Source organism: Micromonospora sp. NPDC001898 (assembly GCF_042891255.1).
In the GTDB taxonomy this organism is placed as follows: domain Bacteria; phylum Actinomycetota; class Actinomycetes; order Mycobacteriales; family Micromonosporaceae; genus Micromonospora.
The window spans coordinates 230,947-256,254 of the sequence record NZ_JBIATC010000005.1 but is presented as its reverse complement, the minus strand read 5'-3'; the positions used below and the strand labels follow the sequence as shown (position 1 = coordinate 256,254).

The window sequence follows — 25,308 nt, the reverse complement described above, 5'->3', positions numbered from 1 at the left end:
CCCCGGGCCGGGGGGGCGGCGCCCCCCCCCCCGGGGGGGGGGCCCGGGGGGCCGGGGGGGGGGGGGGGGGCGGCCCCCCCCCCCCGGCCCCCCCCCCGCAGCTCCGCCGCGTACGCCTCGGGCGCGCCCAGCCGGTCGGCCAGCGGCTCGTCGCCCTCGGCGGCCACCTCGGCCAGGTGCTCGGCCAGGTCCTCGGTCAGCTCGTCCCGGACCGTCGGCGGCAGGTCGGCCAGCGCCGCCCGGACCCGCGTCACGTAGTCCACGATCTCCTGCTCCATGACGGTCATGCCGTCACCCCCCGATCGTCGAGCAGTGTGTCCATGGTGGTGGCGAACGAGCGCCAGATCTTGCCGGAGCGGGTCAACTGGTCCCGGCCGGCCGCGTTCAGCGAGTAGTACTTGCGGTGCGGGCCGGACTCGCTCGGCACGACGTAGGTGGTCAGCAGGCCGGCGGCGAAGAGCCGCCGCAGCGTGCCGTAGACCGACGCGTCGCCGACCTCGTCCAGGCCGGCCTCCCGCAGGCGACGCATGATGTCGTAACCGTAACCGTCCTCCTCCCGGAGCACGGCCAGGACCGCGAGATCCAGCACGCCCTTCAACAGCTGCGTGGTATCCACGCACTGCACACTAGTGCGCATTGCGCGGTACTGTCAAAGAACCGCTCTGGCCGACGCGACCCCCGGGCGCTGGCTGGCCGTAAGCGACAATCGGTGCCATGCGTTTCTGCGTCCTGGGTCCGACTCAGGTGCTGCTGGCCGACGGGCGCGAGACCCCCGTGGGCGGTCCGCGGCTTCGCGCTCTGCTGGCGCTGCTCCTACTCGACGCGGGCCGGGTGGTGTCCGCGGATCGGCTGATCGACGGCCTGTACGGCGAGCATCCGCCCCGCGGCGCGGCCAACGCGCTCCAGTCCCAGGTGTCCCGGCTGCGTCAGGCCCTGCCCGCGGAGCACACGATCGAGTTCCACCCCGCCGGCTATCGCCTCGCCGTGGATCCCGCTGATGTCGATGCGTACCGGTTCGAGAGGCTCGCCGAGGCGGGGCACCGCGCTCTCGCCAGCGGCGACTGGCTGCGCGCCACGGTCGTGTTGCGCGACGCGCTGGACCTGTGGCGCGGTCCGGCCCTGGCCGACGTCATCGACGTGGCCGGTGTACCCGCGCAAGCGGCCCGGCTGGACGAGGTGCGGCTGGCCGCCATCGAGGATCGCATCGAGGCGGCGCTGGCGCTGGGCGGGCATGCCGCCCTGGTCGCGGAGTTGCGACAGTTGGTCGCCGCACATCCGTTGCGGGAGCGGGCGCGGGGCCAGCTCATGCGCGCCCTGTCCGTCTCAGGCAGGCCGGCCGAGGCGCTCGCCGAGTTCGAGGACGCCCGGCGCACGCTGGCCGAGGAGTTCGGCGCCGACCCGTCGGCCGCGCTGGCCGCGATCCACCTGGCCGTGCTGCGCGGCGAAGAACGCCCGGCCGCGCGCGAGGAACCCGAGCACGGACTACCAAGCCAGCTCACCACGTTCCTCGGGCGGGAGGAGGAGCTCAAACGCGTTGGCGAGTTACTCGGCGAGCGGAGGTTGATCACTCTCATCGGCCCCGGCGGAGCGGGCAAGACGCGGTTGTCTATCGAGGCCGCGAGCCGCCTCGACAGCCAGGTCCGTCTCGTCGAGCTGGCCGGACTGGCCCACGGCTCGGACGTACCGCAGGCGGTGCTGAGCGCGCTCGGCCTGCGCGATGCGGGTCTGCGAGCCCCGGCCGAGCCTGGCCGGGACGCCACCGACCGGCTGGTCGCGGCATTGGCCGAGCGGCGGCTGCTGCTCGTGCTCGACAACTGTGAGCACGTCATCGTCGATGCGGCCCGGTTGGTCGCCCGGTTGCTGAGCGCGTGTCCGGCGCTACGCGTCCTCGCCACGAGTCGCGAGCCGCTCGGACTGACCGGCGAGGCGTTGTGCCCGGTGTCCGGGCTTACCCTGCCGCCGCCCGGCACGTCGGTGCTGGAGGCTTACGGGTACGCCGCGGTCAGGCTGTTCGCCCAGCGGGCCGCTGACGTCACGCCCGACTTCACGGTCACGTCGGCCAACGTCGAGATGGTGCTGCGGATCTGCCGGACCCTCGACGGCCTGCCGCTGGCGATCGAACTGGCCGCCGCGCGGCTGCGGGCGCTGCCGGTCGCCGAGGTGGCCGCCCGTCTCGACGATCGGTTCCGGCTGCTGTCGATGGGCAGCCGGGCGGCGACGCCGCGGCACCGGACGCTCCGCGCGGTGGTCGAGTGGAGCTGGGACCTGCTCGATGATGCCGAACGGAAGCTGGCCCGACGACTGACTGTGTTCGCCGGTGGTACCACCGTGGAGGCGGCCGAGCGGGTCTGCGGCCTGCCTACGGTCGAGTTCGTCGACGCGCTGACCGGCCTGACCGACAAGTCCTTCGTGGAGTTGAGTGCCGGCCGGTACCGGATGCTCGAAACGGTGCGCGCGTTCTGCGCCGAACGGCTCACCGAGGCCGGCGAGGCCGACCAGCTGCACCGCGCGCACGCCGCGTACTTCTTGGAATTCGCCTGGACCGCCGATGGTCACCTTCGCCGGGCGGAGCAGTTGGATTGGCTGCGACGGCTCGACGCCGAGCGGGACAACCTGCATGTGGCGCTGCGTCGCGCCACCGGGTCCGGTGACGCGCCTGACGCCGCCGGGTTGGTCGCGGCCCTGTCGTTCTACTGGTGGCTGCGCGGCATGCGCGGCGAAGGGGCCAGACTGGCCGGCGACGTCCTCGACGTGCTCGGCGCCGAGGCGCCACCCGGTCTGCGCGAGGAGTTCGCCCTGTGCGTCTACAACGCCTCGCTCGGTGGTTCCGGCCGTCTGCCGCCCCGGGGATCGCAGGGCTCCCTGTTCCGCAGCCTCGACCGGCCACCCCGACAGCCCTTCCTGCTCTATCTGTCGGGGATCTCGATCGGACCGCCGACCGGGGTAGCGGAGGACGTCGACGACCTGACGCGGGAGCTGCGGCGGGTGGTCGGCTCGGACCCGTGGATCGATGCGCTCGGCGCGATGGGTATCGGCTCGGCGCGGATGTCCGGCGGTGAGTGGGACCGGGCGAAGACCGCGCTGGTCACCGCGCTCACCGGCTTCCAGAACATCGGCGACCGGTGGGGGTCGATGATCACGCTCGGTGCGATCGGCGAACTCGCGGCCGGGCAGGGTGATCCGGAAGCGGCGAGCGCGTTCCTGGACCAGGCCATGGAGTTGGCCGAGGAACTCGGGTCGGCCGTCGACGAGGCCGACATGCGGCGTACCCGGGGCGAGATAAGGCTGCGCGCCGGTGACCTCGCCGCGGCGCAGGACGACTTCGCCCGGGCACTGCTCCTCGCGCAGCGCGGCGGCGCGCCGGAGTTCGTATCCGGTGCCCGCCTCGGCCTCGCCCAGGTGGCGCGGTTGCGCGGAGATCTCGCCGAGGCAAGGGGGCTGTGCGAGGCGGCGCTGGCCGGCGGGCTCACCGGCTGGTACCTCGGCGAGACCACGCGTTCGGAGACCATCCTCGCCCTCCAGCAGATCACCGAGGCGGAGCAGGCCGCGGCCCGGGCCGCACCGGGCGGTGCGCCGCCGTCAGCCGACGGTGCGTGAGCCGTCAGCGCCCGCGCGCACCGTGGGGGCATGACGACATTCGAGGTGATGGCGGAGGGACTGGGCAAGCGGTACGGCCCGACCCGCGCGCTCGACAATTTCGACCTGGCCGTGCCGACCGGCACGGTGTACGGGCTGCTGGGACCGAACGGCGCAGGGAAGACCACGGCCGTACGGATCCTCGCCACGCTGCTGCGCTTCGACGCCGGCCGGGCCACCGTGGCCGGATTCGACGTGACGCGTCAGCCGGACGAGGTGCGTGCCCGGATCGGGCTGACCGGGCAGTACGCCGCGGTCGACGAGACTCTCAGCGGCCGGCAGAACCTGGAGCTGTTCGGCCGGCTGTTCAAACTCGGCCGCCGGGCGGCCCGCCAGCGCGCCAGCGAACTGCTGGAACGGTTCGGGCTCGATGAGGCGGCGAGCCGGTCCGCGGGTGAGTATTCGGGTGGGATGCGCCGCCGGCTGGACCTCGCCGCCAGCCTGATCCGCCCGCCGCGCGTGCTCTTCCTCGACGAGCCGACCACCGGCCTGGACCCGCGCAGCCGCAACCAGGTGTGGGACATCGTCCGCACCCTGGTAGCGGACGGGGCCACGGTACTGCTCACCACGCAGTACCTGGAGGAGGCCGATCAGCTCGCCAACCGGATCTCGGTGATCGACGCCGGTCGGGTGGTGGCCGAGGGCACACCGGACGAGCTGAAGTCGATGACCGGCGGCGACCGGATCGAGGTGGTCGTACGCGACGCGGCCGACCTGAACCGGGCCGGCGGGATCGTCGCGCGGATCTGTGCCGCGGAGCCTGAGCGCGACCCGGAGATCCGGCGACTCAGCTCGCCCCTGACCGACCGGGTCGCCGGGCTGGTCGACGTGGTGCGGGCACTGGACGACGCGGGGATCGCGGTCGAGGACATCGGCCTGCGCCGCGCGACGCTCGACGAGGCGTTCCTACACCTGACCGGACGCCGTCCCGACGAGGCCGGCGAGCCCGTCGGCGCCGGACGAAAGGCGGACGCGGCATGACGACCGCAACCCGATCCCCCGGTACGACGACCGCCCCGGCCCCGCCGGTGTCCGCGCGGACACCGCTGGCGCGGTTGCGCTCCGCAACTGCCGACGGCTGGACGATGACCAGACGGAACATGACCCACGTGATCCGCCAGCCGGAGGAGCTGATCCTCTATTTCTCGCTGCCCATCATGTTCGTGCTGGTCTTCGGGTACGTGTTCGGCAGCGGCATGCAGGTGCCGGGTGGCGGTAACTACCGCGAGTTCCTCTTGCCCGGGGTCTTCGTGATGACGATGCTGTACGGCCTTGGCGCCACCGCGACCGGCGTGGCGTTCGACCTCAGCCGGGGTGTTGTCGACCGGTTCAGGTCGATGCCGATGGCGCGTTCCGCCCTGATGACCGGCCGCAGTGCCGCGGATCTGCTGCGCGCCCTGCTGGAGATGTCCACCCTGCTGGTCTGTGGCCTGCTTGTCGGCTGGCAGTGGCGTGACGGCGCGGGCAGGGCGCTGCTCGCCGTCGGGCTCCTCCTGTTGCTGCGAGTCGCGATCACCTGGATCGGGATCTACCTGGCGCTGCTGGTCCGCAACCCGGATACGGTCGGCGTGATCGTCTTTCCGGCGGCGTTTCCGCTCACCGCGCTCTCCAACATCTTCGTGTCACCCGAGCTGATGCCGCGGTGGCTCGGTGCGATCTCGGAGTGGAACCCGCTGTCCGCGACCGTCGCCGCGATCCGCCAGCTGTTCGACAATCCGGGCCTGGGTGGCGACTCGTGGCCGGCAGAGCACGCGATGCTGTTGGCGGTGGCGTGGCCGGTGCTCCTGATCGCGACGTTCGCTCCGCTGGCGGTGCGCCGCTACCAGCGACTGAGCCGCTGACCCCTGGTCTCCGGCAGCCTCGGTGGCCGTCGGAGACCGGCACCGCGTGGGAGGAGCTGCGGCGGCTCCCGGCCAGGCCCCGGGCGCACAGGTAGTTGATCGGTGCGTGCCCTTGAGGACGACAACATCGGCCCCTGCCGGGTCGACCTACCCTCCTTTGGCCCCTATGGAGCTGCCCCGTCTGCGCTCCCGCTCCGTCGCTAGCACAAACGGGGCAGCTCCATAGGGGCCGCCGGGCATGTCCCCCACCAAACCGGCGGGCATTCGCCGGACCACCCAGTGTGGGGACGGCACGGGCGGCGTGGCGGCGGCTTTCGGGGCATTCGCGGGAGCTGTGGGATAGCTGAGGTCCGGCGAGACCGGGGCCCCATCCCGCATGCCGCGCACCACGAACAGGAGCACCATTTCCGGCGCGCGACTGACCGCACGGGAGATCTTGGAAGGAAGTGGCCCCTTGAGGGGCCACTTCCTTCCAAGATCTCCCGTCATCCTAAGATGCGGAACGGAGTTCCTGGGATGTGGAGTTGGTTCGGGTGAGATCCGCAGGGTTGGGGGTGGGGCCAGCGCGGCGGGACGGGGCTTCCGTGGGACGGGAGCGGCGACGGGACAGGGTGGCCGACTACGCGGCGAGGGCCGGGCCGGAGACGTCCACGCACCGGCTTCGATATGCGCGGTACCGGTCACTCCGCGACTCTGCCGGGGCCTGGGCTTCACCCCGCCCGCGCACGGGACCGGGGTACGGGTTGACGATGGACCGGCCGCGCACTGGCCGGCTTGTTCAGCCACCGCAACCCGGCGAACATGACGAACAGGGACCGCCGGGCAATCGCATCCCCACGCCCGTCGAGCTGGTAGCCGTCCGCCCAAAGCCACCCGTCGTACGTAGGCCAGTCGTGAACCCGAATCACGCGGAACACGATCGGCTTCACGAACTGAACACTGGCTGCCCGAGTGAGGTGGAGGAGGTCTCCCGACTTCGGCACCCGAGGCTCAGTCATCGGACTTGTCCGGGTCACGCATGTCCACCACGATTTCCTGAGCCTCCAGCAGGAGACCAACCCACGCCAGATGCCGTTCCGACATGCCTGGGTCGACAGGGCGGTTGCGGCTGTTCAGCTCCAGAACGCCCGCCTGAACCCACGCACCCATATACGTGATGGCCTCATTGGGCGCTTTGGCGAATTCCTTCAGCATGGCCGCCTGGCGCGGAATGCAGGGCCACGGCTCCCCGCACCCGAGACAGGGCCCACCCGGGTACTCCGGGGGTGTTCCTCCATCACCGCCGGCCCCCGCCGGCGCTCCTGCTACCGGCCTTGGGGGCGGGCGGGCGGACGACCCGAGGTTGGCGGCCATGGCCGACGGCAACGTTCGACGTAGTCATCCCCCGATCGCGCTTCAATCGTTGTCACATGTCAACGTACGTCGCCGTTGCGCCAATACAACGGTAGCGGCCGACCTACGGTCACGGCATGGAACGGGTTGACTTGGTGGGCGCTGCGGAGATCCGCGTGATGCTGGGCAACGTGTCCCGGCAGCGCGTCAGCGTTGTTACCAACTCCAAGAGCTTTCCCGACCCATACCAGGAGTTGACTATGGGGAAGGTCTGGCGGAAGACCGACGTCGAGAAGTGGATCAAAGAGCACCGGCCAGACCTGGCGACAGACTGACAAGGGGCCCCGGCAGAGCCCCTTGTTGCTCTAAGAGTCGTCAGCCGTCGAGCGTCGGCGACAGTCGCCGGACGTTGGATGCCCGGCCGGAGAAACGGCGATGCCCGGGATCGGCTAGCCGGCGGCGGGCAGCAGACTCCAGGCGATGCCGTCGAGGATGTCGTGCTCGGAGGCGACCACCGAGGACATCCCGGCGCGCTCCATGATCACCTGGAGGACCAGGGCACCCGCCCCGATCACGTCGGCCCGCCCCGGGTGCATCACCGGGGTGGCGAGCCGCTGCTCGCGGGTCTTGCCGAGCAGGTCGGTGGTCACCCGCGCCACCGCGTCGTACGAGACCCGGGCGTGGTGGATGCGCTCCGGCTCGTACTCGGTCAGGCCCTCGGCGAGGGCCACGACGGTGGTGACCGAGCCGGCGAGCCCGACCAGGGTGGCGGCCTGCCGCCCCGGCACCGCCTCCAGCGCGCGGTCCACGGCGGCCGTGATGTCGGCCTGCGCGGCGGCGATCTCGGCCGCGCCGGGCGGGTCGCCGTGCAGGTGCCGCTCGGTCATCCGGACGCAGCCGATGTCCACCGAGATCGCCGCCTCGACGCCGCCGGACCGGGTGCCGACCACGAACTCGGTCGACCCGCCGCCGATGTCGACGACCAGGTACGGCGGCCGGGCGTCGGCGGGCAGGCCGCGCACGGCCCCGGTGAAGGAGAGCCGCGCCTCCTCGTCGCCGGTGACCACCTCGGGGGCCACGCCGAGGGTCTGCTCGACCATGGACCGGAAGTCCCCGGCGTTGGAGGCGTCCCGGGACGCCGAGGTGGCGCACATCCGCACCCGCTCCGCGCCGAGCTTCCCGATCTCGGTGGCGTACGACGCCAGTGCGACCCGGGTGCGCTCGATCGCCTCCGGGGCCAGCCGGCCTGTCCTGTCGACGCCCTGGCCGAGCCGGACGATCTCCATCCGGCGGCTCAGGTCGACCAGCGGCGCATCCGGCCCGGCGGACGGGTCGGGCAGGTCGGCGACCAGCAGTCGGATCGAGTTGGTTCCGCAATCGATGGAGGCCACGCGCGTCGTCACGGCAGCAACCCTACGGCAGTCGTCCCGCCCCGGCCGGCTCAGCCGCCCACCCGCCCCGCCGCCGGACGGACGCTCGATGATCGACGGCGGCCCGCGAGGCGGAGCAGGTCCGGCAGCCACAGGAGCACGCCGACGAGCAGCAGCGCCGACAGCAGCGGCAGCCGCCACCACCAGCGCACCGTGGCCGGGGGCGGGTCCGGCGGGGCGGCCACCCACGGGCGCGCGGTCTTCGACCAGGCCAGGAACGCGTCGCCGACCGGGAGGACACCGAGGGCGTACCGGCGGGTCCACGGCGTGTCGACGGGCAGACCCACCAGGTCGCCGTAGTTGGCCAGCGCCCCGGCGAGCGCGGCGTCGCCCTGGGACTGGGCCGCGCCGAGGGTGACCACGGTGGCCGACAGGCTCACCCCGAGCAGCAGCGGCCCGGAGTCCACGTCGCCCGGCCCGTCCATCCCGTGCGGGTACTCGCGCACGGCCGGGCCGAGCCCGAGCGGCGTGGCCACGAACCGGTCCCGGAAGCGCAGGTACTGCTGCCGGGCGAACGCCGGGTCGACGTCGACCAGGAAGCGCTGGACGACGCTCTGCGAGGTGGCCCGGGCCACCTCGGCCGGGGCCCCCGTGGCCAGGTCCACCCGGTGCGGCAGCAGCCCGGTGTCCGGGTCGAGGCGCTGGCGCACACCGTCCAGCCAGCGCGTCACGGTGCCGGCGAAGCGGGGCGGGAGCAGCGCGTCGTGCAGCCGCAGCGAGGCGATCGCCACCGTCGAGTCCACGGGCCACGCCTGCCCCGGGTACGCGGCCAGGTACGGCGAGGCGGACCCGTCGAACGCCGCACCGACGGCCGCCGACGCCTCGGCGAACCGGGCCGCCTCGGCCGGGTCGCGCCGGTCCGCCGGTTGCAGAGCGAGCACGCCGCCGCGCAGCCAGTTCGTCCAGCCCTGCCAGAAGATCCCGTACGCGGGGGTCAGGCCGGGGTCGAACGGTGCGGTGCCGTCCGGCGACTCCAGTCGGGCCAGGGCCCACCGGGCCTCGCGCAGGGCCGGCTCCCGCTGCCCGGCCGGCTCGCGCAGGCCCAGCTCCACCCGGGCCAGCCCGTACAGGGCGTGGGCGAAGAACCACCCCTCGGGGAAGAGGGCCTGGGCGTCGGTGCCCGCGCCGTCGTCGAGCGCGGCGCGCAGGAAGGCGAGCTGTCGGGCCACCCCCGGCGGCTCGTCGTCCGGGCCGGCGGTGGCCGGTGCGACGAGGCGTACCGCACCGAGCAGGGCGGCGGCGCTCAGCAACACCGCGCAGACCCGACGAAAAGTCCTCACCCGGACAGCATGACCGGGGTGATCAAGGGCCTAGAGGCGCAGCAGCATCCGGGTGTTGCCGAGCGTGTTGGGCTTGACCCGTTCCAGGTCCAGGAACTCCGCGACGCCCTCGTCGTACGAGCGCAGCAGTTGCTCGTAGACCGGCTGCGGCACCGGCGCGCCGTCGATCTCGGCGAAGCCGAACGAAGCGAAGAACCGGGTCTCGAAGGTGAGCACGAAGATCCGGGCCACCCCGATCTCCCGGGCCGCGTCGATCAGCTCCCCGACGATCCGGTGGCCGAGCCGCCGGCCCCGGTACGCCGGGTCCACGGCGACCGTGCGGATCTCCGCCAGGTCCTCCCACATCACGTGCAGCGCACCGCAGCCGACCACCGCGCCGTCGCCGTCGGCCACCACCCGGAACTCCTGCACGTCCTCGTACAGGGTGACCGTGGCCTTGCTGAGCAGTCGCCGGCCGCCGGTGTAGGTGTCCACCAGCCGCCGGATGCCCCGCACGTCGGAGGTGCGGGCACGGCGCACCACGAGTTCGTCGGACGCCGGCATGGTCACTCGTCCGCCGGCACGTCCACGCAGGGGCCGGCGGCCCACCACTCCTCCACCAGCGCCAACGTCTCGTCGCCGAGCGGGTTGATTCCCGGGCCCGCGCCGAGGGCGTGGCCGAGGTGCACGTGCAGGCACTTCACCCGGCCGGGCATACCGCCGGCCGAGATGCCGGCGATCTCCGGCACCTCGCCGATCGCGGCCCGGCGGGCCAGGTAGTCCTCGTGCGCCGCCCGGTACCGGGCGGCCAGCTCCGGGTCGGTGGCCAGCCGCTCGGCCATCTCCTTCATCAGCCCGGCCGACTCCAGCCGGCTGCACGCGGAGGTCGCCCGGGGGCAGGTCAGGTAGAACAGCGTCGGGAAGGGCGTCCCGTCCGTCAGGCGCGGGGTCGTCTCCACCACGTCGGGCAGGCCGCAGGGGCAGCGGTGGGCCACCGCCCGGGTGCCGCGCGGGGTGCGTCCGAGCTGGGCGGCCACCGCGGCCAGGTCGCGCTCGGTGGCCGGTTCCCGCTCCGGCGGGGGTACGGAGTCCGCCGCCGGGTGCTGCGGGGGTACGACAGTCACGGTGCCCATCTTTCGTCGGTGCTCTGTTGGTGCTGCGCTCACTGGCCGGGACGGTCGGCGTTCGCGGCCCGCACGCTAGACCACAGGGTGTCGTACCAGGGGTCGGGGGTCTGCGGCCGGGCGGGGGCCTTCCCGCCGCTCGCGTCCCGGGCCGCGCCGGCCGGGTCGTTGAGCACGATGACCGGCACCTCGCCGGGGTAGACCATGTAGAACCGCTCCCGGGCCTGGATACGGATGTACTCGTCGTCCTGCCACTTGGCCGCCTCGACGGAACGCTCGGCGATCAGCTGCCGCTGGGCGGCCTGGGACGCCTCTATCCGCTCGATGTCCGCCTGCTGGTCCAGGTAGACCCGGACCGGGTAGGTGTAGGCGAGGGCGAGCGCGATCAGCACCGCGAAGAGCACGGTGGCCCGCCCGGTGAAGCGCCGGGGGTGGGGCGCGGAGAGCCGCTTCACGCTGCCGCCGGCCGCCGTGCGCCGGGCTGCGGCGGGACGGTTCGCGGAGCGAACCTGGTCGGCGGCGCGGGCCGAGCCGGGCGACCGGCCGGCGGTGCGCGCCTCCGCACGGACGCCGTCGCGGACCGACGCCCGGGCGCGGGCCCCGCCCGGTCGGCCGGTGCTACCCGGCCGGCGGGCGGGACGCTGACCACCCGGTGTGCGGCGCTGCTGCATCGTCACACCCCTCCCCCGAGGCTAACTGGGCGTTCTCAGGCGGAACGGTAACGCGGGAACGCGCCCGCCCCGGCGTACCGCGCCGCGTCGGACAGCTCCTCCTCGATCCGCAGGAGCTGGTTGTACTTGGCCACCCGGTCGGAGCGGGCCGGGGCACCGGTCTTGATCTGGCCGCAGCCGGTGGCCACCGCCAGGTCGGCGATGGTGGTGTCCTCGGTCTCGCCGGAACGGTGGCTCATCATGCACTTGAAGCCGGCCCGGTGGGCCAGCTCGACCGCGTCGAGGGTCTCGGTGAGCGAGCCGATCTGGTTCACCTTCACCAGCACGGCGTTGGCGGACCGCTCCGCGATGCCCCGGGCGATGCGCTGCGGGTTGGTCACGAACAGGTCGTCGCCGACGATCTGGATCCGGTCGCCCAGGGCAGCCGTCAGGGTGGCCCAGCCGCTCCAGTCGTCCTCGGCCAGCGGGTCCTCGATCGAGACGATCGGGTAGTCGCCCGCGAGCTTCGTGTAGTAGTTGCTCATCTCGTCGGCGGACTTGGCCGCGCCCTCGAAGGTGTACGTGCCGTTGTCGAAGAACTCGGTGGCGGCCACGTCCAGGGCGAAGACGATGTCGGTGCCGAGCCGGTAACCGGCCTTCTCGACCGCCTCGGCGATCAGGTCCAGCGCGGCGGCGTTGGTGGGCAGGTTCGGGGCGAAGCCGCCCTCGTCGCCGAGGCCGGTGGAGAGCCCCTTCTTCTTCAGCACGGACTTCAGCGCGTGGTAGACCTCCGCGCCGGAGCGCACCGCCTCGCGGAAGCTCGGCGCGCCGATCGGGGCGACCATGAACTCCTGGATGTCCACGTTGGAGTCGGCGTGCGCCCCACCGTTGAGGATGTTCATCATCGGCACCGGGAGCAGGTGCGCGTTCGGGCCGCCCAGGTAGCGGAAGAGGCTCAGCTCGGCGCTGCCGGCCGCCGCCTTGGCCACGGCCAGGGAGACGCCCAGGATCGCGTTCGCGCCCAGCTCGCCCTTGTTCTCGGTGCCGTCGATGTCCAGCATCTTCTGGTCGATCAGCCGCTGCTCGCTGGCCTCGTACCCGATGAGCTGGTCGACGATCCGGTCCTCGATGTTCGCGACCGCCTTCTCGACGCCCTTGCCCTGGTAGCGGCCGGCGTCACCGTCGCGCAGCTCGATCGCCTCGAAGGCGCCGGTGGAGGCGCCGGATGGCACCGCGGCGCGGGCGATCGTGCCGTCGTCGAGCCCGACCTCGACCTCGACCGTCGGGTTGCCCCGCGAGTCGAGAATCTCCCGGGCGACGATTCCCTCGATGGTTGCCACTGAGTCGCTCCTCGTATGTGTGGTTCCGGTCCGTATGGGCCGCGACGGTGCGGCTGGGGCAGGTGTTGAACGCAGCGTATCGGGCGGCGGGTCGGCGCACCGCGTCGCCCGGCGCACCGGCCCCGGGCGCGGACGTCGGACATTCCCGGATTCTCGGCCCTCAACCCGGCAACCGGTTTGCGCGACGTGGACCGGTCGACAAGGCTGGTCGCCATGCCCGCCGTCTCGACCACGCTCCGCGCGCTCGCCCTGTCGGCCATCGCATCACTCTCCGTGACCGGCTGTCAGGCCCTGAACGACGCCGGCCAGGCATTCGGGCGATCGGACCTGGTCAACGACATCGCCGCCCGGCTGGACCGGGCGCTGGAGCTGACCTACTCGGCCGACTACCAGATCTCCGGCGGCCAGGCCGCCTCCATCGCCCAGACCCAGGACCCGGCCCGCTCGGCGTACGCCTGGCCGGGCGGGAGGCTGACCGTCGCCGCCGAGGCCACCACCCGGTGCGAGACCGGCACCGCCCGGACCGTGTGCACCCTGCTCGCCCCGCCCGTGACCACCGTGAAGCCCTCGGTGGCCCTGTTCACCGAGGCGGAGCAGCGTGGCCTGGTCACCCCGCCGGTGGTGGTGGGGCTGCTCGCCGAGGCCGCGCTCGACCCGGAGGCGGTCGTCGCCCAGAGCGGCACCACCCTCGCCGGGCATCCCGCCACCTGCGTGAACGTGCAGCGGTCGGCCGGCGACTTCACCGCCTGCGTGACCACCGAGGGCGTGCTCGGCAGCTTCACCGGCAACCTCGACGGCCGGCCGACGGAGCTGGCCCTGACCCGCTACAGCGACACGGTCGACGGGGCGAGCTTCGAGCTGCCGGCCGGGGCAGTCGTCGTCGACCGCCGCTCCGCCGGCTCGTGACCACCCCGCCGACGCCCCTCCGTGGCGGGTTCGTGCCGGGGGCCGACCGGGCCGGGACGCCGCAGCCCGGGGACCTCGCCCTGGCGGTCGCCGGACGAAAGCTGCTGGCCGGCCCCGGCGGCCGGTTCCCCCGGGTGGCCGAGCTGCCCGCCGACAGCGCCTGGGTGCCGCTGGGCACCCTCGACGAGGTGCCCGCCTGGGGCGTCGAACTGGCCGACGAGCAGGCCCTCCCGGGCCGTTGGCGCAGCTGGCGGACGCTGGCCGCCGAGCTGCCCGCCCCCCTGGCCGACCTGGCCGGCCGGGCGCTGTCCGTGCTCACCTGGCGGCGCACCCACCGGTGGTGCGGGGCGTGCCGGGCCGAACTGGCCGACGTGCCGGGCGAGCAGTCCCGGCGGTGCCCCGACTGCGACCTGTACGTGCCGATGCAGCTCTCCGCCGCCGTGCTGGTGGCGATCACCCGGCCCGGGCCGGCCGGCAGCCCCGACGAGCTGCTGCTGGTGCGGCACGCGGACGGGCCGCCGGAGCTGTGGGCGCTGGTCGCCGGGTACGTGGAAGCCGGCGAGTCGCTGGAGGCGGCGGCCCGCCGGGAGGTCGGCGAGGAGGTCGGGCTGACCCTCGACGCGATCTCCTACTTCGGCAGCCAGCCCTGGGCGGTGTCCGGCCCGGGGGTGCTGCTGGCCGGCTTCACCGCCACCGCCGCCGACCCGGCCGCCGAGCCGGTCGTCGACGGGAAGGAGCTGACGCAGGCCCGCTGGTTCCCGGTCGACGCGCTGCCGGCTGAGCTGCCCTCGGCGTACTCGATCTCCCGGTGGCTGGTCGACCACGTCGCCGCCCGCCCGGCGGGCTGACCGACCGCGGAGGGGCCCCCGGCCCGGACCGGCCGGGCCCGGCGGTGACACCTCGCGGGCATCGGGGTACCCGAATGATAGGGGTCACCTCACGGCGGTGTTCCCGGCATCATCGGTGCCCCGGGGCGACAGCCCGGTCAACGGGCCGTCGGCGTCCGCGTCGGCCGGAATCCCCCGGACCTCTCCCACGACGCGCACCCCTCCCACGAAAGGACCACCGTGTCCACTCGTCGTCAACTGCTGCGCCTCGGTGCGGCATCGGGCATCGTCGGCGCAACCGGTGGCCTGGTGAGCCTCGCCGGACGTGTCGGCGCGGCTCCCGCCACGGCGGCCCCCGCCACGTCGGCGGCCCCGGCCGTGACCCCGTTCACCGTTCCGCTCACCGTGCCGCAGACCCTGCGGCCGGTGCTGCGGACCGCCACCACCGACTACTACTCGGTCACCATGCACCGCCGGCGGTTGGAGATCCTGCCGGGCTCCCGCACGGAGGTGTACACGTACAACGGCGAGCTGCCCGGCCCGACGATCCGTGCCACGTCCGGCCGGCGGGTGGTGGTGCGGCAGCGCAACCGGCTGAACATGCCGACCGCGGTGCACCTGCACGGCGGCGCCACCGCGCCCGGTGACGACGGCTCGGGTGACGCCACGATCCCGCCCGGCGGGGAACGGACCTACACCTACCCCAACCGGCAGCCGCACGCCACGCTGTGGATGCACGACCACACCCACCACATGGAGGCCGAGCACCTCTACCGCGGCCTGTCCAGCCTCTACCTGCTCAGCGACCGCACCGAGGCGGCGCTTCCGCTGCCCCGCGGCGCGTTCGACGTCCCGCTGGTGCTGCGTGACGCGCACCTGGACGCCGACGCCCAGCTCGTCTGGACGATGGACGACGCCGACAACCGGACCACCCTCCTGGTCAACGGTCGGCCCTGGCCGCGTTTCCAGGTGCAGGCCCGCCGCTACCGCTTCCGCCTGGTCAACTCCAGCAACCTGCGGTTCTTCCTGCTGCGGCTCGCGGACGGCGGGGAGATCACCGTGATCGGCTCCGACGGTGGCCTGCTGGAGGCACCGGTCACCACGCCGTACCTGCTGCTGTCGCCGGGCGAACGGCTGGAAGTGGTGGTCGACTTCGCGCGTTACCAGCCGGGCACGTCGGTGGTGTTGCAGAACCTGATGGGGCCCGGCCCGGCCGAGCAGGTCGGCCAGGTGATGCGCTTCGACGTCGTACGCGCCACCGCGCCGGACCGCAGCTCGGTGCCGCAGCGGCTGCGCACCCTGCCGCCACTGCCCACGCCAACCGTGCGGCGCAACATCGAGCTGCGGATGGACGAGCCCGGCACCGGGCACCAGGCGTACATCGACGGGAAGGTCTTCGACCCGGCCCGGATCGACACCACCATCGCCTGGGGCAGCACCGAGGAGTGGACGGTGACGAATGCCAACGCCCTCATGCCGCACAACTTCCACATGCATCTGGTGCAGTTCCGGGTGCTCGACCGGGGCAACGCCCCGGCCGATCCCACCGAGACCGGCCTGAAGGACACCGTGCTCCTCTGGCCCGGTCAGACCGTACGGCTCCAGGCAACGTTCGACACCTGGCGCGGCGTCTACCCGTACCACTGCCACATGGTCGACCACAGCGCGATGGGGATGATGGCCCAGCTCAGAATCGTCTGATCCGGGCCGCTCGAAGACCCGCCCGGCCCTGGTCCCGAACCAGGCACCCCTGACAGGGGGTCCCCTGTCGACGCCCGACGTCGACAGGGGACCCCCTGCTCACACGCCGAGCAGGGTGCGCAGGTGTCGCGGGGGCGGGCAGTGGTGGGCGAGCATCGCGTCGTGCCACTCGCGCACCGACACCCCGTCGGGGCGCAGCGCGGCGATCTCGGCGATCTCGCTGTACCCGACGAAGTAGGTGGAGAGCTGGGTGGAGGTGAGCAGCGCCCGCCGCCACTTGCCGGCCGCCTCGCCCTCCTCCTGGAAGCCCCGGCCCGTCATCAGCGCCATCGCCTCGGCCTCGGTCAGGTCGTCGCAGTGCACGAGCTGGTCGAGCAGCGCGTTGATCGTCATCCGGAGCTGCATCTTGAGCTGCTGCAGCCGCACCGGCAGGCCGCCGAAGCCGAGGCCCGCCATCAGCTCCTCGGTGTAGACCGCCCAGCCCTCGATGAACGTCCCGGACCCGGCGAGCGCCCGGACCCGGGTGCGGCCGTCGTACCGGCGGGCGTGGGCGAGCTGGAGGAAGTGCCCCGGCATCGCCTCGTGCACGGTCAGGTTGCGGATCATGTGGTCGTTGTACTCCCGGTAGAACGACTCGACCCGGGCCGCCGGCCAGTCCGCCGGGGTGGGCGCGATGCAGTAGAACGTCGGCACGTCCGCCGTCTCCAGCGGGCCGGGCGAGTCGCAGTACGCCACCGCCACGCCCCGGGCGAACTGGGGCATCTCCTGGATCACGCACGGGTCGTCGACCAGGGTGACCAGGTCGCGGGCGCGGACGAAGTCGGTCGCCTCGTCGAGGGTGACCGAGGCCAGGTCGACGATGGTGTGGTCGTCGGGGTGCTCGGCGGCCAGCAGGTCCAGCGCCCGGCGTACCGTCTCGTCGTCGCCCGCGCCGCCGACCAGCGCGACGGCCGCCTCGCGGATCTCGGCGGTGACCCGGTCCAGGTTGGCCCAGGCTCGGCGCTGCACCTCGGCGGCGCCCAGCTCCGTGTCGAGGGTGTGCCAGAGCCGGGCCTCCCAGCGCCGCCGGCCGAGCCGGGGGTCGCGCCCCGGGCCGGCGTCGGCCGCCAGGCCGGTGCGCAGCCAGGCCACGAACTCCTCCAGCGCCGCGATCGCCGCGATCGCCGCCGGCTCCACCCGGTCGTGCAGCGCGGGCGCCTCGGCCAGCAGCCGGGGCACCTCGTCGCGGACCAGGGCCGCCGTGCCGGTGAACTGCCCGACCGCCGTCTCGGCGTGCACCCGGGGCATGTCCCGCAGCGTCGCGCGCGCGGTCGCCAGGGCGTCCGGTACGGCCGCGAGCCGGCCGGCCAGGCTGGTCAGCCGCACCTCGGCCGGGGCGTACGGGCGGGCGAGCAGCGCGTGCAGCAGCGGGCCCGGGTTGTACAGCAGCGGATCCCACTCGGGCGCCCGGATCTCGTCGGCCTCGAACAGCTCCCGGTCGACCAGGGCGGTGAGCAGGGCGTGGTCGACCCGCTCGTCGACGTCGAGGGCGTCCGGGTCCAGCTCGGCGAGCGCGTCGGCGGCGTCCCGGAGCATTTCCCGGTCTGCGGCGACGGCAGCGGCGGACAGGTCCGGCAGCCGGTCGTCACACCGGTGGTCGCCGGCGGACATCGCGAGGCCGGGCCGGCTCTCCAGCAGGGCGTCGACGATCCGTTCGGCACGGGGTGCGAAGGATGACATGCGACGACCCTAGCGGGGGGAGCCGGCCCGGCGTCCGCCGTCAGTTGGGCCGGTTGCCCGCCTTGTCCACCACGCCCCGGCTCAGCACCGCGGTGGTGGCGGTGAGCATCCCGGCCTTGCCGGTCTCGGTGTCCCGGACGAGGTAGGACCGCTCCCCGAGGTACTCGAAGCTGGTCCGGTCGAAGATCCACTCGGTGCGCGTGCCGAACTCGTCGGTGCGGCCCACGGCCACCCCGGTCCGCCCGGCGGCGTCGACGGATTCCGGCACCAGGACCGCCCCCGGGATCTTCGCCGCCGCGCGGTAGAAGGCGGCGTTCACCTGGGGCGGCAGCAGGCTCTCCCGCAACGCCTCACCGATGTAGTCGAAGGCCGCGACGTCGCGGGGCAGGTCCTGCGGCTCGACCTCGGCGTAGATGTGCCGGAGCAGCGCGTCCGGGTTGGTCGGCAGGTTGGCGTACCTGCTGTTCGGCGTCGAGTTGTTCACCGTGAACGTCTCGCCCCGCTCGCGGGCCAGCGCGTCGCCGCTGGACTGGGGCAGCCACAGCTCACGGTCGTGCACCTCGTCGAGCACCTGCCGGTTCACCCCGGCTTCCTTCGGGCCGTCGTTGCCGTCCTCGGGGAAGACCAGCCACGCGACCCTGCTGCGGACGTAGACAAACTTGCCGTCGGCCACCGGCGACGCCGCCGGCTTGGCGGCGGCCACCAGGGCGACCTGCTCCATCAGCGGCGCCACCCCGGCGGCCTCGCCCTGCAACACCTTGACGTACTGGTTCGCCGGGGTGCCCCGCTCGGGGTCTCCCCCGGGCAGCCCGATGGTGGCGACCAGCACGGCGGCCAGGGCGGTGGCGGCCACCGGCGGGGCGAGCCACGCCAGCAGACGTCGGGGCCGGGGGGACGGCCGGGCCGGGGATGCCGCCGGAGACTGGTTGATCTCGTGCATGAAGGCTTCCTTCAGGACGCGATGGCGGTCGGCGGACAGCTCCCGCTCCGGCGGTGGTGGCACCAACCGGGCGAGGGCGTCGCGCTCGGCAGGATCAAGCCGTGGGTTCATCGGTTCATCTCCTGGATCGACCGGGCCTCGGATACGCGGCCACCCTGTACCTGTCCGCGAACCGGCGCGGGTTCCCGGGCCGGAGGCGGGGAAAGCGCCGGTGCCGGGGCGAGCGCCTGCTCGGCCAGGGCGCGCAGTTTCGTCCTGGCCCGGGACAGCCGGGACCGGACCGTGCCGATCGGCACCCCGAGCGCCTCGGCCGCCGTGGCGTAGTCCAGCCCCGACCAGACGCAGAGCGTGAAGACCTCCCGTTCGGCCGGCCGCAGGGCACGCAGCGCCGCCCTGGCCGCCGCCACCCGATCGACGTCGTCCATCCGGTCGGCGACCGCTTCGGCGAAGTCCGGAACGGTGTCGGCGCGCGGGATCCGGGCCAGCGCGGCCCGGTGCCGGCGGGCCGCCCGGCTCGTGTTGCGGAGCACGTTCGTGGCGATGCCCAGCAGCCACGGGAGCACGCTGTCGCCGTCGGGCCGCAGCTTGCCGCGCAGTCGCCAGGCCTCCAGGAACGTCAGTGAGACCACGTCCTCGGCGGTGCTCCGGCAGCCCGTCGATCGGAACGCGTGCCCGTACACGACGCGGGCGTGTTCCTCGAACAGCTGCCCGAACGCTGCTCCGTCGCCGGCGCGGAGCCGGGCGCGATATGAACTGTCCACACCCTCTCCTGTCCGCTCGCCCGCCCGGGTTCCCACCGGGCCAGCACGAGAGTCGGCGGATCAGGGTGTCCGACGGCACAGAGCCCCGCCGGGCCGCGTTCGCGCCGGACCGCACGCCGCCACACCACCCGGTGGGGCCTGCCGCGTCCGGTCCCGCGTCTGCGGGTCAGTCGGTGCCGGTGGCCCGTTCGGCGGCGCGGACCGCGTCCGCGTACGCCAGGGCGGCGCGGCGCAGCGCCGCCTCCGGGTCCAGGCCCGCCTCGCGGGCGGCCACGACCGCGGCCAGCAGGCTCGCGCCGAGCCGCGCCTCCGGGTCGGCCTGGGAGTCGGCCGGGGGCGGGGGTACGGCCAGGCCGGCGCGGGCGGCCCGCTCAAGGATCTTGCTGGCCAGGGCGAGCGCGGGCAGGCTCGGCGCGATGCCGTCCAGCACCGAGTCCCGGGCCTTCTCCTCCCGCTTGATCCGCTCCCAGTTGGCGGTGATCTCGTCCAGGGTGACGGCCTGGTCCCCTGCGAAGACGTGCGGGTTACGCCGGACCATCTTGTCCACCAGGCCGCCGGCCACGTCGTCGACGTTCCACCGCTCGCCCTCGGGCAGCTCCTCGGCCAGCCGGGCGTGCAGCAGCACCTGGAGCAGCACGTCGCCCAGCTCCTCGCGGAGCGCGTCGGTGTCGTCGTCGCCGATCGCGTCGTACGCCTCGTAGCACTCCTCGATCAGGAAGCCGGCGAGGCTGCGGTGGGTCTGCGCCCGCTTCCACGGGTCGCCGCCGGGCGAGGCCAGCCGGTCCATCACCTCGACGGCGTCGAGCAGCCGGGCCCCGGGCGGGTCCCACGAGCCGTACATCAGCTCCAGCTCGGCCAGGCCCGGCTCCCGGGCCAGCCGCAGCCCGAGCTCCCGGGCCAGCGTCTCGTCGCCCACCGGGCCGGCCAGCCAGACCACCGCGCCGTGCGCCGCCGCCGCGTCCAGCAGCGCCTGCGTCGCCGGGCCGTCCGGCACGGTCACCGCGCCGCCCGCCGCCCGCACCGCGACGGTCAGCTCGCTCTCCGCCCCGGCCAGCACCGGGTTGCCGCGTACGACGTCCCAGGCTGCGGCGGTCAGCAGCCCGACCGGGAGCCGGGGCGAGGTGACCAGCAGGACGATCCGGGCCGTCATACCCCGGGGGTCGCCGGCGCAGCCGACTCCGTGGCCGGGGCCTCGGGGGTGGAGATGTCGGTGACCGGGCCGTCCTGGCCGATGTACGGCAGCGAGTAGAAGACCAGCGACTGACCGGTGCTGACCACCGACGGCACGCCGATCGGCCGGTACCGGGGGTGGATCGAGGTACCGGCCTTCTCCGCCTCCTCCTGGAGGGCCGAGCTGAGCGCGGTGGCGCCGCGCACGAAGCCGCCGCCGCCCTCGCCGGTCTCGCCGAACGCCTGCCGGACCTCGGCGACGCTCAGCCCGGACTGGATCGCCCCGGTCTTCTCGATGGCGCCGTAGACAGCCATGATCGACTTGTCGCTGACCTCGACCGGGGGCAGCTTCGCGCCCAGCACGGCGGAGATGTCCACCCACTCGCCCCACAGCTTCGCGTACTCGGCGGCGGCCGGGATCCGGAGCTGCTGCTCCAACTGCTCCGGCTTGACCTCGTCGGGCACCTGAAGGCCCTGCGCGGCAACCACCCGCTTGCCCAGATCGATGCTGACCAGCAGGTTCAGCACGTCCTGCCGGGTCACCGAGGTGCGCAGCTGCTCCGGCGACGGGGTGGCCCCGGTCTGCCCGGCCTCGGCGCTCACGGCGGCGGCATACATCGTCTGGGCGTTGTCGTAGATCTCGTCCACCCGGTCGACGGAGTACCTCGTGTCGCCGACGTACGCGGCGACGTCCGGCGCGGACTTCCCGCACGCACCGAGGGAGAGGGCACCGAGGGCCGCGACGCTGGCGGCGGCGATGAGACGGCGAGCACGCATGTCCGTCACTCTCTCATGCGTGCCCACCGGCCATGACGCCGCCCACCGCCCGGCACCCGGTCAGCGCACGCGCCGGCCCGGCCCGCCGCGCCGCACCCCCGGCCCGGCCCGCGAGCCGGCTCACCGGGCGCCGGTCCCGGCCGGCCGGGCCGCGGGGGCCGGATCGCCGAGCACGTCGGAGAGCAGCTGCGCACACCACTCCAGCAGCGCCTGGTCGCGCAGCGGCTCGCCGCCCATCCGGCGGGTGCTCGGCCGGGGCACGCTGACCTGGTCGTTCGCGGACTTGTAGACCGAGTCGGGGTGGTACCGCTTGAGCCGGAGCTGCTTCGAGTCGGGCAGCGGCAGCGGGCCGAACCGAAGGTGCTTGCCCTGCATCGAGACGTCGGTGAGGCCGTACCGGCGGGCCAGCAGCCGGAACCGGGCCACCGCGACCAGGTTCTGCACCGGGGCGGGCGGCTCGCCGTACCGGTCGGTCATCTCGGCGACCACCTCGCGCAGCCGCTCGACGTCGCGGGACTCGGCCAGCTTGCGGTACATCTCCAGGCGCAGCCGCTCCACCGAGACGTAGTCGTGCGGCAGGTGCGCGTCGACCGGGAGGTCGATCTTGACGTCGGCCTCCTCCTCGGGGCGCTCGCCCTTGAACGTCTGCACCGCCTCGCCGACCATCCGGACGTACAGGTCGAAGCCGACGCCCTCGATGTGGCCGGACTGCTCGCCGCCGAGCAGGTTGCCCGCGCCCCGGATCTCCAGGTCCTTCATCGCCACGTACATGCCGGCGCCCAGCTCGGTGTGCTGGGCGATGGTGGCCAGCCGCTCGTGGGCGTGCTCGGTGAGCGGCTTCTCCGGCGGGTAGAGGAAGTACGCGTACGCCCGCTCCCGGCCCCGGCCGACCCGGCCCCGGATCTGGTGTAGCTGGGACAGGCCGAGCAGGTCGGCCCGCTCCACGATCAGGGTGTTGGCGTTCGGGATGTCGATGCCCGACTCCACGATCGTGGTGCAGACCAGGACGTCGAACTCCTTCTCCCAGAAGCCGACCATGACCTTCTCCAGGGCGTCCTCGCCCATCTGGCCGTGCGCCACCGCGACCCGGGCGTCAGGCACCAGCTCGCGGAGCCTCCGCGCCGCCCTGTCGATCGACTCGACCCGGTTGTGCAGGTAGAACACCTGGCCGTCGCGGAGCAGCTCGCGGTGGATGGACGCGGCCACCTGCCGCTCGTCGTACGCCCCGACGAAGGTCAGCACCGGATGCCGCTCCTCCGGCGGGGTGGCGATGGTCGACATCTCCCGGATGCCGGTGATCGCCATCTCCAGCGTCCGCGGGATCGGGGTGGCCGACATGCTCAGCACGTCGACCGAGGCGCGCAGCGTCTTCAGGTGCTCCTTGTGCTCGACGCCGAAGCGCTGCTCCTCGTCGACGACCACCATGCCGAGGGACTTGAACCGGGTGGCGGTCTGGAGCAGCCGGTGGGTGCCGATCACGATGTCGACGGTGCCGTCGGCGACCATCTCCAGGGTCCGCTCGGACTCCTTCGGCGTCTGGAAGCGCGACAACTGCCGGATCTCGACCGGGAACTGGCCCATCCGCTCGGCGAACGTGTTGTAGTGCTGCTGCACCAGCAGGGTGGTCGGCACCAGCACCGCCACCTGCTTGCCGTCCTGGACCGCCTTGAACGCCGCCCGTACCGCGATCTCCGTCTTGCCGTACCCGACGTCGCCGCAGATCAGCCGGTCCATCGGGACGGTCTGTTCCATGTCCCGCTTGACCTCCTCGATGGCGGCCAACTGGTCGGGCGTCTCCTGCCACGGGAAGGCGTCCTCCAGCTCCCGCTGCCACGGCGTGTCGGGCCCGAACGCGTGGCCCTTGGACGCCTTCCGCGCGGCGTAGAGCTGGATGAGCTGGGCGGCGATCTCCTTGACCGCCTTACGGGCCCGGGCCTTGGACTTCTGCCAGTCCGAGCCGCCCATCTTGTGCAGGGTGGGCTGCTCGCCGCCGACGTACCGGGAGAGCTGGTCGAGCTGGTCGGTGGGGACGAACAGCCGGTCGCCGGGCTGGCCGCGCTTGCTCGCGGCGTACTCGATGACCAGGTACTCCCGGGACGCGCCGTTGACGGTGCGCTGCACCAGCTCGACGTACCGGCCGATGCCGTGCTGCTCGTGCACCACGTGGTCGCCGGCCTTCAGCTCCAGCGGGTCGATGGTGTTGCGCCGCCGGCTCGGCATCTTGCGCATGTCCCGGGTCGAGCTGCCCCGGCCGCCGGTGACGTCGTTGCCGGTGAGCAGCACGAACCGGGACGCCTCGTCCACGAACCCGCTGGTCAGGCCGCCGCAGGTGACCAGCACGCCGCCGGGCTCAGGCGCGTGCGGGACCTCCTCGGCGAACCGCGCGCCGAGGCCGGCGTCGCCCAGCACCTCGACGGCCCGCTGGGCGGGGCCGTGGCCCTCGAAGACCAGCGCGACCGACCAGCCCTCCCCGGCCCAGCGCTTGAGGTCGTCGACGAGGCGGGGGGTCTCGCCGTGGTACAGCGGGGCCGGCTGGGCGGCCAGGGTCACCGCGATCGCGTCGTCGGGCGTGACGTCGACCTCGGTCGGCCCGTCCTCCCAGGGCTGCGGTGCCGGGGCGGTGGCGTCCACCAGGCCGAACGGGGCGAGGGTCCACCAGGGCCGGCGCAGGGCGCGGGCGTGCGCCCGTACGTCGGCCAGGGTCTTGAAGGCGGCGGCCCCGAGGTCCACCGGGGCCTGGCCGCCGACGGCGGCGGCGGCCCAACTCGCCTGGAGGAACTCGTCGGAGGTACGGACCAGGTCGTGCGCCCGGGTGCGGATGCGCTCGGGGTCGCAGAGGAGCACGTGGGTGCCGGCCGGCATGCAGTCCAGCAGCAGCTCCAGCGAGTCCGCGCCGACCAGCGCGGGGGCCAGCGACTCCATCCCCTCGACCGGGATGCCCTCGGCGAGCTTGTCCAGGATCTCGGCCAGCTCGGGGTGCTCGGCGGCGAGCGCGGCGGCCCGCTTCCGCACGGCCGGGGTGAGCAGCAACTCCCGGCACGGCGGCGCCCAGAGCAGCGGTACGGCCTCGATGGTCCGCTGGTCGGCGACGGCGAAGGTGCGGATCTCCTCCACCTCGTCGCCCCAGAACTCGACCCGGGACGGGTGCTCGTCGGTGGGCGGAAAGACGTCGAGGATGCCGCCGCGCACCGCGAACTCACCGCGCTTGGTGACCAGGTCCACCCGGGCGTACGCCATGTCGGTGAGCCGGCGGGCGACGTCCTCCAGATCCGCCTCGTCGCCGACCGCGAGCTGTACGGGCTCAAGGTCGCCGAGTCCCTTGAGCTGCGGCTGGAGCAGCGAGCGGACCGGCGCGACGACCACCCGCAGCGGACCGGCGCGCCCATGCGCGTCGGCGGCGTCGGGGTGGGCGAGCCGACGTAGCACCGCCAGTCGCCGGCCGACGGTGTCGGAGCGGGGCGAGAGCCGCTCGTGCGGCAGCGTCTCCCAGGACGGGAAGACGGCGACCTGCTCGGCCGGGAGCAGGCTGCCCAGCGCCGTGGCCAGGTCGTCGGCCTCCCGGCTGGTGGCGGTCACGGCCAGCACGGGTCGCCCCGCGCCCCCGGCGGGCCCTCCCCCGGGCCCCGCACCCGGGGCCAGCCGCCCGTCGGGTCCGGCGACTCCGGCCGGGTCGGCGGCGACGGCGGCGACGGCGAACGGGCGCAGTGCCGCCGGGGCGGTCAGGTCCAACCCGTCGACCTGCGCGGCACCGGAGCGCGCCAGGTCACGCGCCCGGGCCAGCCCGGGATCGGCCAGGGCGGCGGCGAAGAGTCCGGTGAGCAATCTGATCACTTCCCAGTGACGCGGTCGTGGCACACGACAGTTCCCCCCACGCCGGCAGGGACGGGGGGTTGAC

Annotated in this window: 23 protein-coding genes; 7 read left to right on the top strand and 16 right to left on the bottom strand. The window is 73.5% G+C overall.

Features of this window, described 5'->3' with window-relative positions; genetic code table 11:
- Positions 1–287 (bottom strand): HAAS signaling domain-containing protein (locus tag ACFYZF_RS14265; protein WP_387019894.1); only part of this gene is annotated, 287 nt, incomplete at its 3' end.
- Complete coding sequence (locus ACFYZF_RS14260; protein WP_161687107.1) at positions 284–616, bottom strand: PadR family transcriptional regulator; 333 nt, start codon at positions 614–616, stop codon at positions 284–286. The genes ACFYZF_RS14260 and ACFYZF_RS14265, both read right to left, overlap by 4 nt.
- Before the next feature lie 98 nt (positions 617–714).
- Here ACFYZF_RS14260 and ACFYZF_RS14255 point away from each other — a divergent pair, with 98 nt between their 5' ends.
- The 3 genes from ACFYZF_RS14255 (at position 715) to ACFYZF_RS14245 (ending at position 5,477) form a co-directional block, all read left to right on the top strand.
- Positions 715–3,597, top strand: a complete 2,883-nt coding sequence (locus ACFYZF_RS14255; protein ID WP_387019891.1) for a BTAD domain-containing putative transcriptional regulator — start codon at positions 715–717, stop codon at positions 3,595–3,597.
- A 30-nt stretch (positions 3,598–3,627) separates the two neighbouring features.
- The gene (locus ACFYZF_RS14250; protein WP_387019888.1) at positions 3,628–4,617 is read left to right on the top strand and encodes an ATP-binding cassette domain-containing protein; all 990 of its coding nucleotides are present in this window, start codon (positions 3,628–3,630) and stop codon (positions 4,615–4,617) included.
- Positions 4,618–4,721: 104 nt separating this feature from the next.
- Positions 4,722–5,477 (top strand): ABC transporter permease, encoded by a 756-nt coding sequence (locus tag ACFYZF_RS14245; RefSeq protein WP_387019886.1) that lies wholly within the window; start codon positions 4,722–4,724, stop codon positions 5,475–5,477.
- A gap of 710 nt (positions 5,478–6,187) precedes the next feature.
- Here the strand turns inward: ACFYZF_RS14245 and ACFYZF_RS14240 are convergent.
- Both ACFYZF_RS14240 and ACFYZF_RS14235 read right to left on the bottom strand, forming a co-directional pair.
- Complete coding sequence (locus tag ACFYZF_RS14240; protein WP_387019883.1) at positions 6,188–6,475, bottom strand: hypothetical protein; 288 nt, start codon at positions 6,473–6,475, stop codon at positions 6,188–6,190.
- The gene (locus ACFYZF_RS14235; protein ID WP_387019881.1) at positions 6,468–6,671 is read right to left on the bottom strand and encodes a hypothetical protein; all 204 of its coding nucleotides are present in this window, start codon (positions 6,669–6,671) and stop codon (positions 6,468–6,470) included. Before ACFYZF_RS14235 ends, ACFYZF_RS14240 begins: the two co-directional genes overlap by 8 nt.
- Positions 6,672–6,946: 275 nt before the next feature.
- Between ACFYZF_RS14235 and ACFYZF_RS14230 the strand changes: the two genes are divergently transcribed.
- Positions 6,947–7,144, top strand: coding sequence for a hypothetical protein (locus ACFYZF_RS14230; RefSeq protein WP_387019879.1), 198 nt, complete (start codon positions 6,947–6,949; stop codon positions 7,142–7,144).
- A gap of 114 nt (positions 7,145–7,258) precedes the next feature.
- On the opposite strand, the gene ACFYZF_RS14225 is transcribed toward ACFYZF_RS14230, so the two are convergent.
- From ACFYZF_RS14225 to eno, 6 genes are read right to left on the bottom strand one after another with little or no spacing between them, the layout of a single operon-like run.
- On the bottom strand, positions 7,259–8,200 hold the full coding sequence (locus tag ACFYZF_RS14225) for an exopolyphosphatase (protein WP_387020415.1): 942 nt from the start codon (positions 8,198–8,200) through the stop codon (positions 7,259–7,261).
- A 50-nt stretch (positions 8,201–8,250) separates the two neighbouring features.
- Entirely contained in the window at positions 8,251–9,519 is a 1,269-nt protein-coding gene (locus ACFYZF_RS14220) for a hypothetical protein (protein ID WP_387019876.1), read from the bottom strand.
- Between the two features lie 30 nt (positions 9,520–9,549).
- Positions 9,550–10,062: an amino-acid N-acetyltransferase gene (locus ACFYZF_RS14215; protein WP_387019873.1), complete on the bottom strand. Its 513-nt coding sequence runs from the start codon at positions 10,060–10,062 to the stop codon at positions 9,550–9,552.
- 2 nt (positions 10,063–10,064) lie between these two features.
- A complete protein-coding gene (locus ACFYZF_RS14210; RefSeq protein ID WP_387019871.1) occupies positions 10,065–10,622 on the bottom strand; it encodes a DUF501 domain-containing protein in 558 nt (185 codons plus the stop codon).
- Between the two features lie 38 nt (positions 10,623–10,660).
- Entirely contained in the window at positions 10,661–11,293 is a 633-nt protein-coding gene (locus ACFYZF_RS14205; RefSeq protein WP_387020412.1) for a septum formation initiator family protein, read from the bottom strand.
- A gap of 35 nt (positions 11,294–11,328) precedes the next feature.
- Positions 11,329–12,612, bottom strand: coding sequence for a phosphopyruvate hydratase (eno, locus tag ACFYZF_RS14200; RefSeq protein ID WP_387019868.1), 1,284 nt, complete (start codon positions 12,610–12,612; stop codon positions 11,329–11,331).
- A 213-nt stretch (positions 12,613–12,825) separates the two neighbouring features.
- On the opposite strand from eno, the gene ACFYZF_RS14195 reads away from it, so the two are divergent.
- From ACFYZF_RS14195 to ACFYZF_RS14185, 3 genes are all read left to right on the top strand, one after another.
- The gene (locus ACFYZF_RS14195) at positions 12,826–13,518 is read left to right on the top strand and encodes a hypothetical protein (RefSeq protein WP_387019865.1); all 693 of its coding nucleotides are present in this window, start codon (positions 12,826–12,828) and stop codon (positions 13,516–13,518) included.
- Positions 13,519–13,550: 32 nt separating this feature from the next.
- Positions 13,551–14,366: an NAD(+) diphosphatase gene (locus ACFYZF_RS14190; RefSeq protein ID WP_387019864.1), complete on the top strand. Its 816-nt coding sequence runs from the start codon at positions 13,551–13,553 to the stop codon at positions 14,364–14,366.
- A 219-nt stretch (positions 14,367–14,585) separates the two neighbouring features.
- Entirely contained in the window at positions 14,586–16,046 is a 1,461-nt protein-coding gene (locus ACFYZF_RS14185; protein ID WP_387019861.1) for a multicopper oxidase family protein, read from the top strand.
- 99 nt (positions 16,047–16,145) lie between these two features.
- Here the strand turns inward: ACFYZF_RS14185 and ACFYZF_RS14180 are convergent, their stop codons facing one another.
- From ACFYZF_RS14180 to mfd, 6 genes are all read right to left on the bottom strand, one after another.
- Positions 16,146–17,765 carry a DUF885 domain-containing protein gene (locus ACFYZF_RS14180; protein ID WP_387019858.1) on the bottom strand — a complete coding sequence of 540 codons (1,620 nt, stop codon included), beginning with the start codon at positions 17,763–17,765 and terminating at the stop codon, positions 16,146–16,148.
- A 40-nt stretch (positions 17,766–17,805) separates the two neighbouring features.
- A complete protein-coding gene (locus ACFYZF_RS14175) occupies positions 17,806–18,816 on the bottom strand; it encodes a CU044_5270 family protein (protein ID WP_387019857.1) in 1,011 nt (336 codons plus the stop codon).
- Positions 18,813–19,466: an RNA polymerase sigma factor gene (locus tag ACFYZF_RS14170; RefSeq protein ID WP_387019854.1), complete on the bottom strand. Its 654-nt coding sequence runs from the start codon at positions 19,464–19,466 to the stop codon at positions 18,813–18,815. The genes ACFYZF_RS14175 and ACFYZF_RS14170 overlap by 4 nt, the downstream gene beginning before the upstream one ends.
- 166 nt (positions 19,467–19,632) lie before the next feature.
- Entirely contained in the window at positions 19,633–20,616 is a 984-nt protein-coding gene (locus ACFYZF_RS14165; protein WP_387019852.1) for a nucleoside triphosphate pyrophosphohydrolase, read from the bottom strand.
- The gene (locus ACFYZF_RS14160; RefSeq protein ID WP_387019849.1) at positions 20,613–21,413 is read right to left on the bottom strand and encodes a hypothetical protein; all 801 of its coding nucleotides are present in this window, start codon (positions 21,411–21,413) and stop codon (positions 20,613–20,615) included. Before ACFYZF_RS14160 ends, ACFYZF_RS14165 begins: the two co-directional genes overlap by 4 nt.
- 120 nt (positions 21,414–21,533) lie before the next feature.
- Positions 21,534–25,235, bottom strand: coding sequence for a transcription-repair coupling factor (gene mfd, locus ACFYZF_RS14155; protein WP_387019848.1), 3,702 nt, complete (start codon positions 25,233–25,235; stop codon positions 21,534–21,536).
- Positions 25,236–25,308 lie beyond the last annotated feature (73 nt).

Excerpts from the sequence above, each read along its gene's own strand:
- ACFYZF_RS14255 (WP_387019891.1), top strand. The coding sequence starts at position 715 with ATGCGTTTCTGCGTCCTGGGTCCGACTCAGGTGCTGCTGGCCGACGGG.
- ACFYZF_RS14250 (WP_387019888.1), top strand. The coding sequence starts at position 3,628 with ATGACGACATTCGAGGTGATGGCGGAGGGACTGGGCAAGCGGTACGGC.
- ACFYZF_RS14245 (WP_387019886.1), top strand. The coding sequence starts at position 4,722 with ATGACCAGACGGAACATGACCCACGTGATCCGCCAGCCGGAGGAGCTG.
- ACFYZF_RS14240 (WP_387019883.1), bottom strand. The coding sequence starts at position 6,475 with ATGACTGAGCCTCGGGTGCCGAAGTCGGGAGACCTCCTCCACCTCACT.
- ACFYZF_RS14235 (WP_387019881.1), bottom strand. The coding sequence starts at position 6,671 with ATGCTGAAGGAATTCGCCAAAGCGCCCAATGAGGCCATCACGTATATG.
- ACFYZF_RS14230 (WP_387019879.1), top strand. The coding sequence starts at position 6,947 with ATGGAACGGGTTGACTTGGTGGGCGCTGCGGAGATCCGCGTGATGCTG.
- ACFYZF_RS14215 (WP_387019873.1), bottom strand. The coding sequence starts at position 10,062 with ATGCCGGCGTCCGACGAACTCGTGGTGCGCCGTGCCCGCACCTCCGAC.
- ACFYZF_RS14205 (WP_387020412.1), bottom strand. The coding sequence starts at position 11,293 with ATGCAGCAGCGCCGCACACCGGGTGGTCAGCGTCCCGCCCGCCGGCCG.
- ACFYZF_RS14195 (WP_387019865.1), top strand. The coding sequence starts at position 12,826 with ATGCCCGCCGTCTCGACCACGCTCCGCGCGCTCGCCCTGTCGGCCATC.
- ACFYZF_RS14180 (WP_387019858.1), bottom strand. The coding sequence starts at position 17,765 with ATGTCATCCTTCGCACCCCGTGCCGAACGGATCGTCGACGCCCTGCTG.
- ACFYZF_RS14175 (WP_387019857.1), bottom strand. The coding sequence starts at position 18,816 with ATGAACCCACGGCTTGATCCTGCCGAGCGCGACGCCCTCGCCCGGTTG.
- ACFYZF_RS14165 (WP_387019852.1), bottom strand. The coding sequence starts at position 20,616 with ATGACGGCCCGGATCGTCCTGCTGGTCACCTCGCCCCGGCTCCCGGTC.
- ACFYZF_RS14160 (WP_387019849.1), bottom strand. The coding sequence starts at position 21,413 with ATGCGTGCTCGCCGTCTCATCGCCGCCGCCAGCGTCGCGGCCCTCGGT.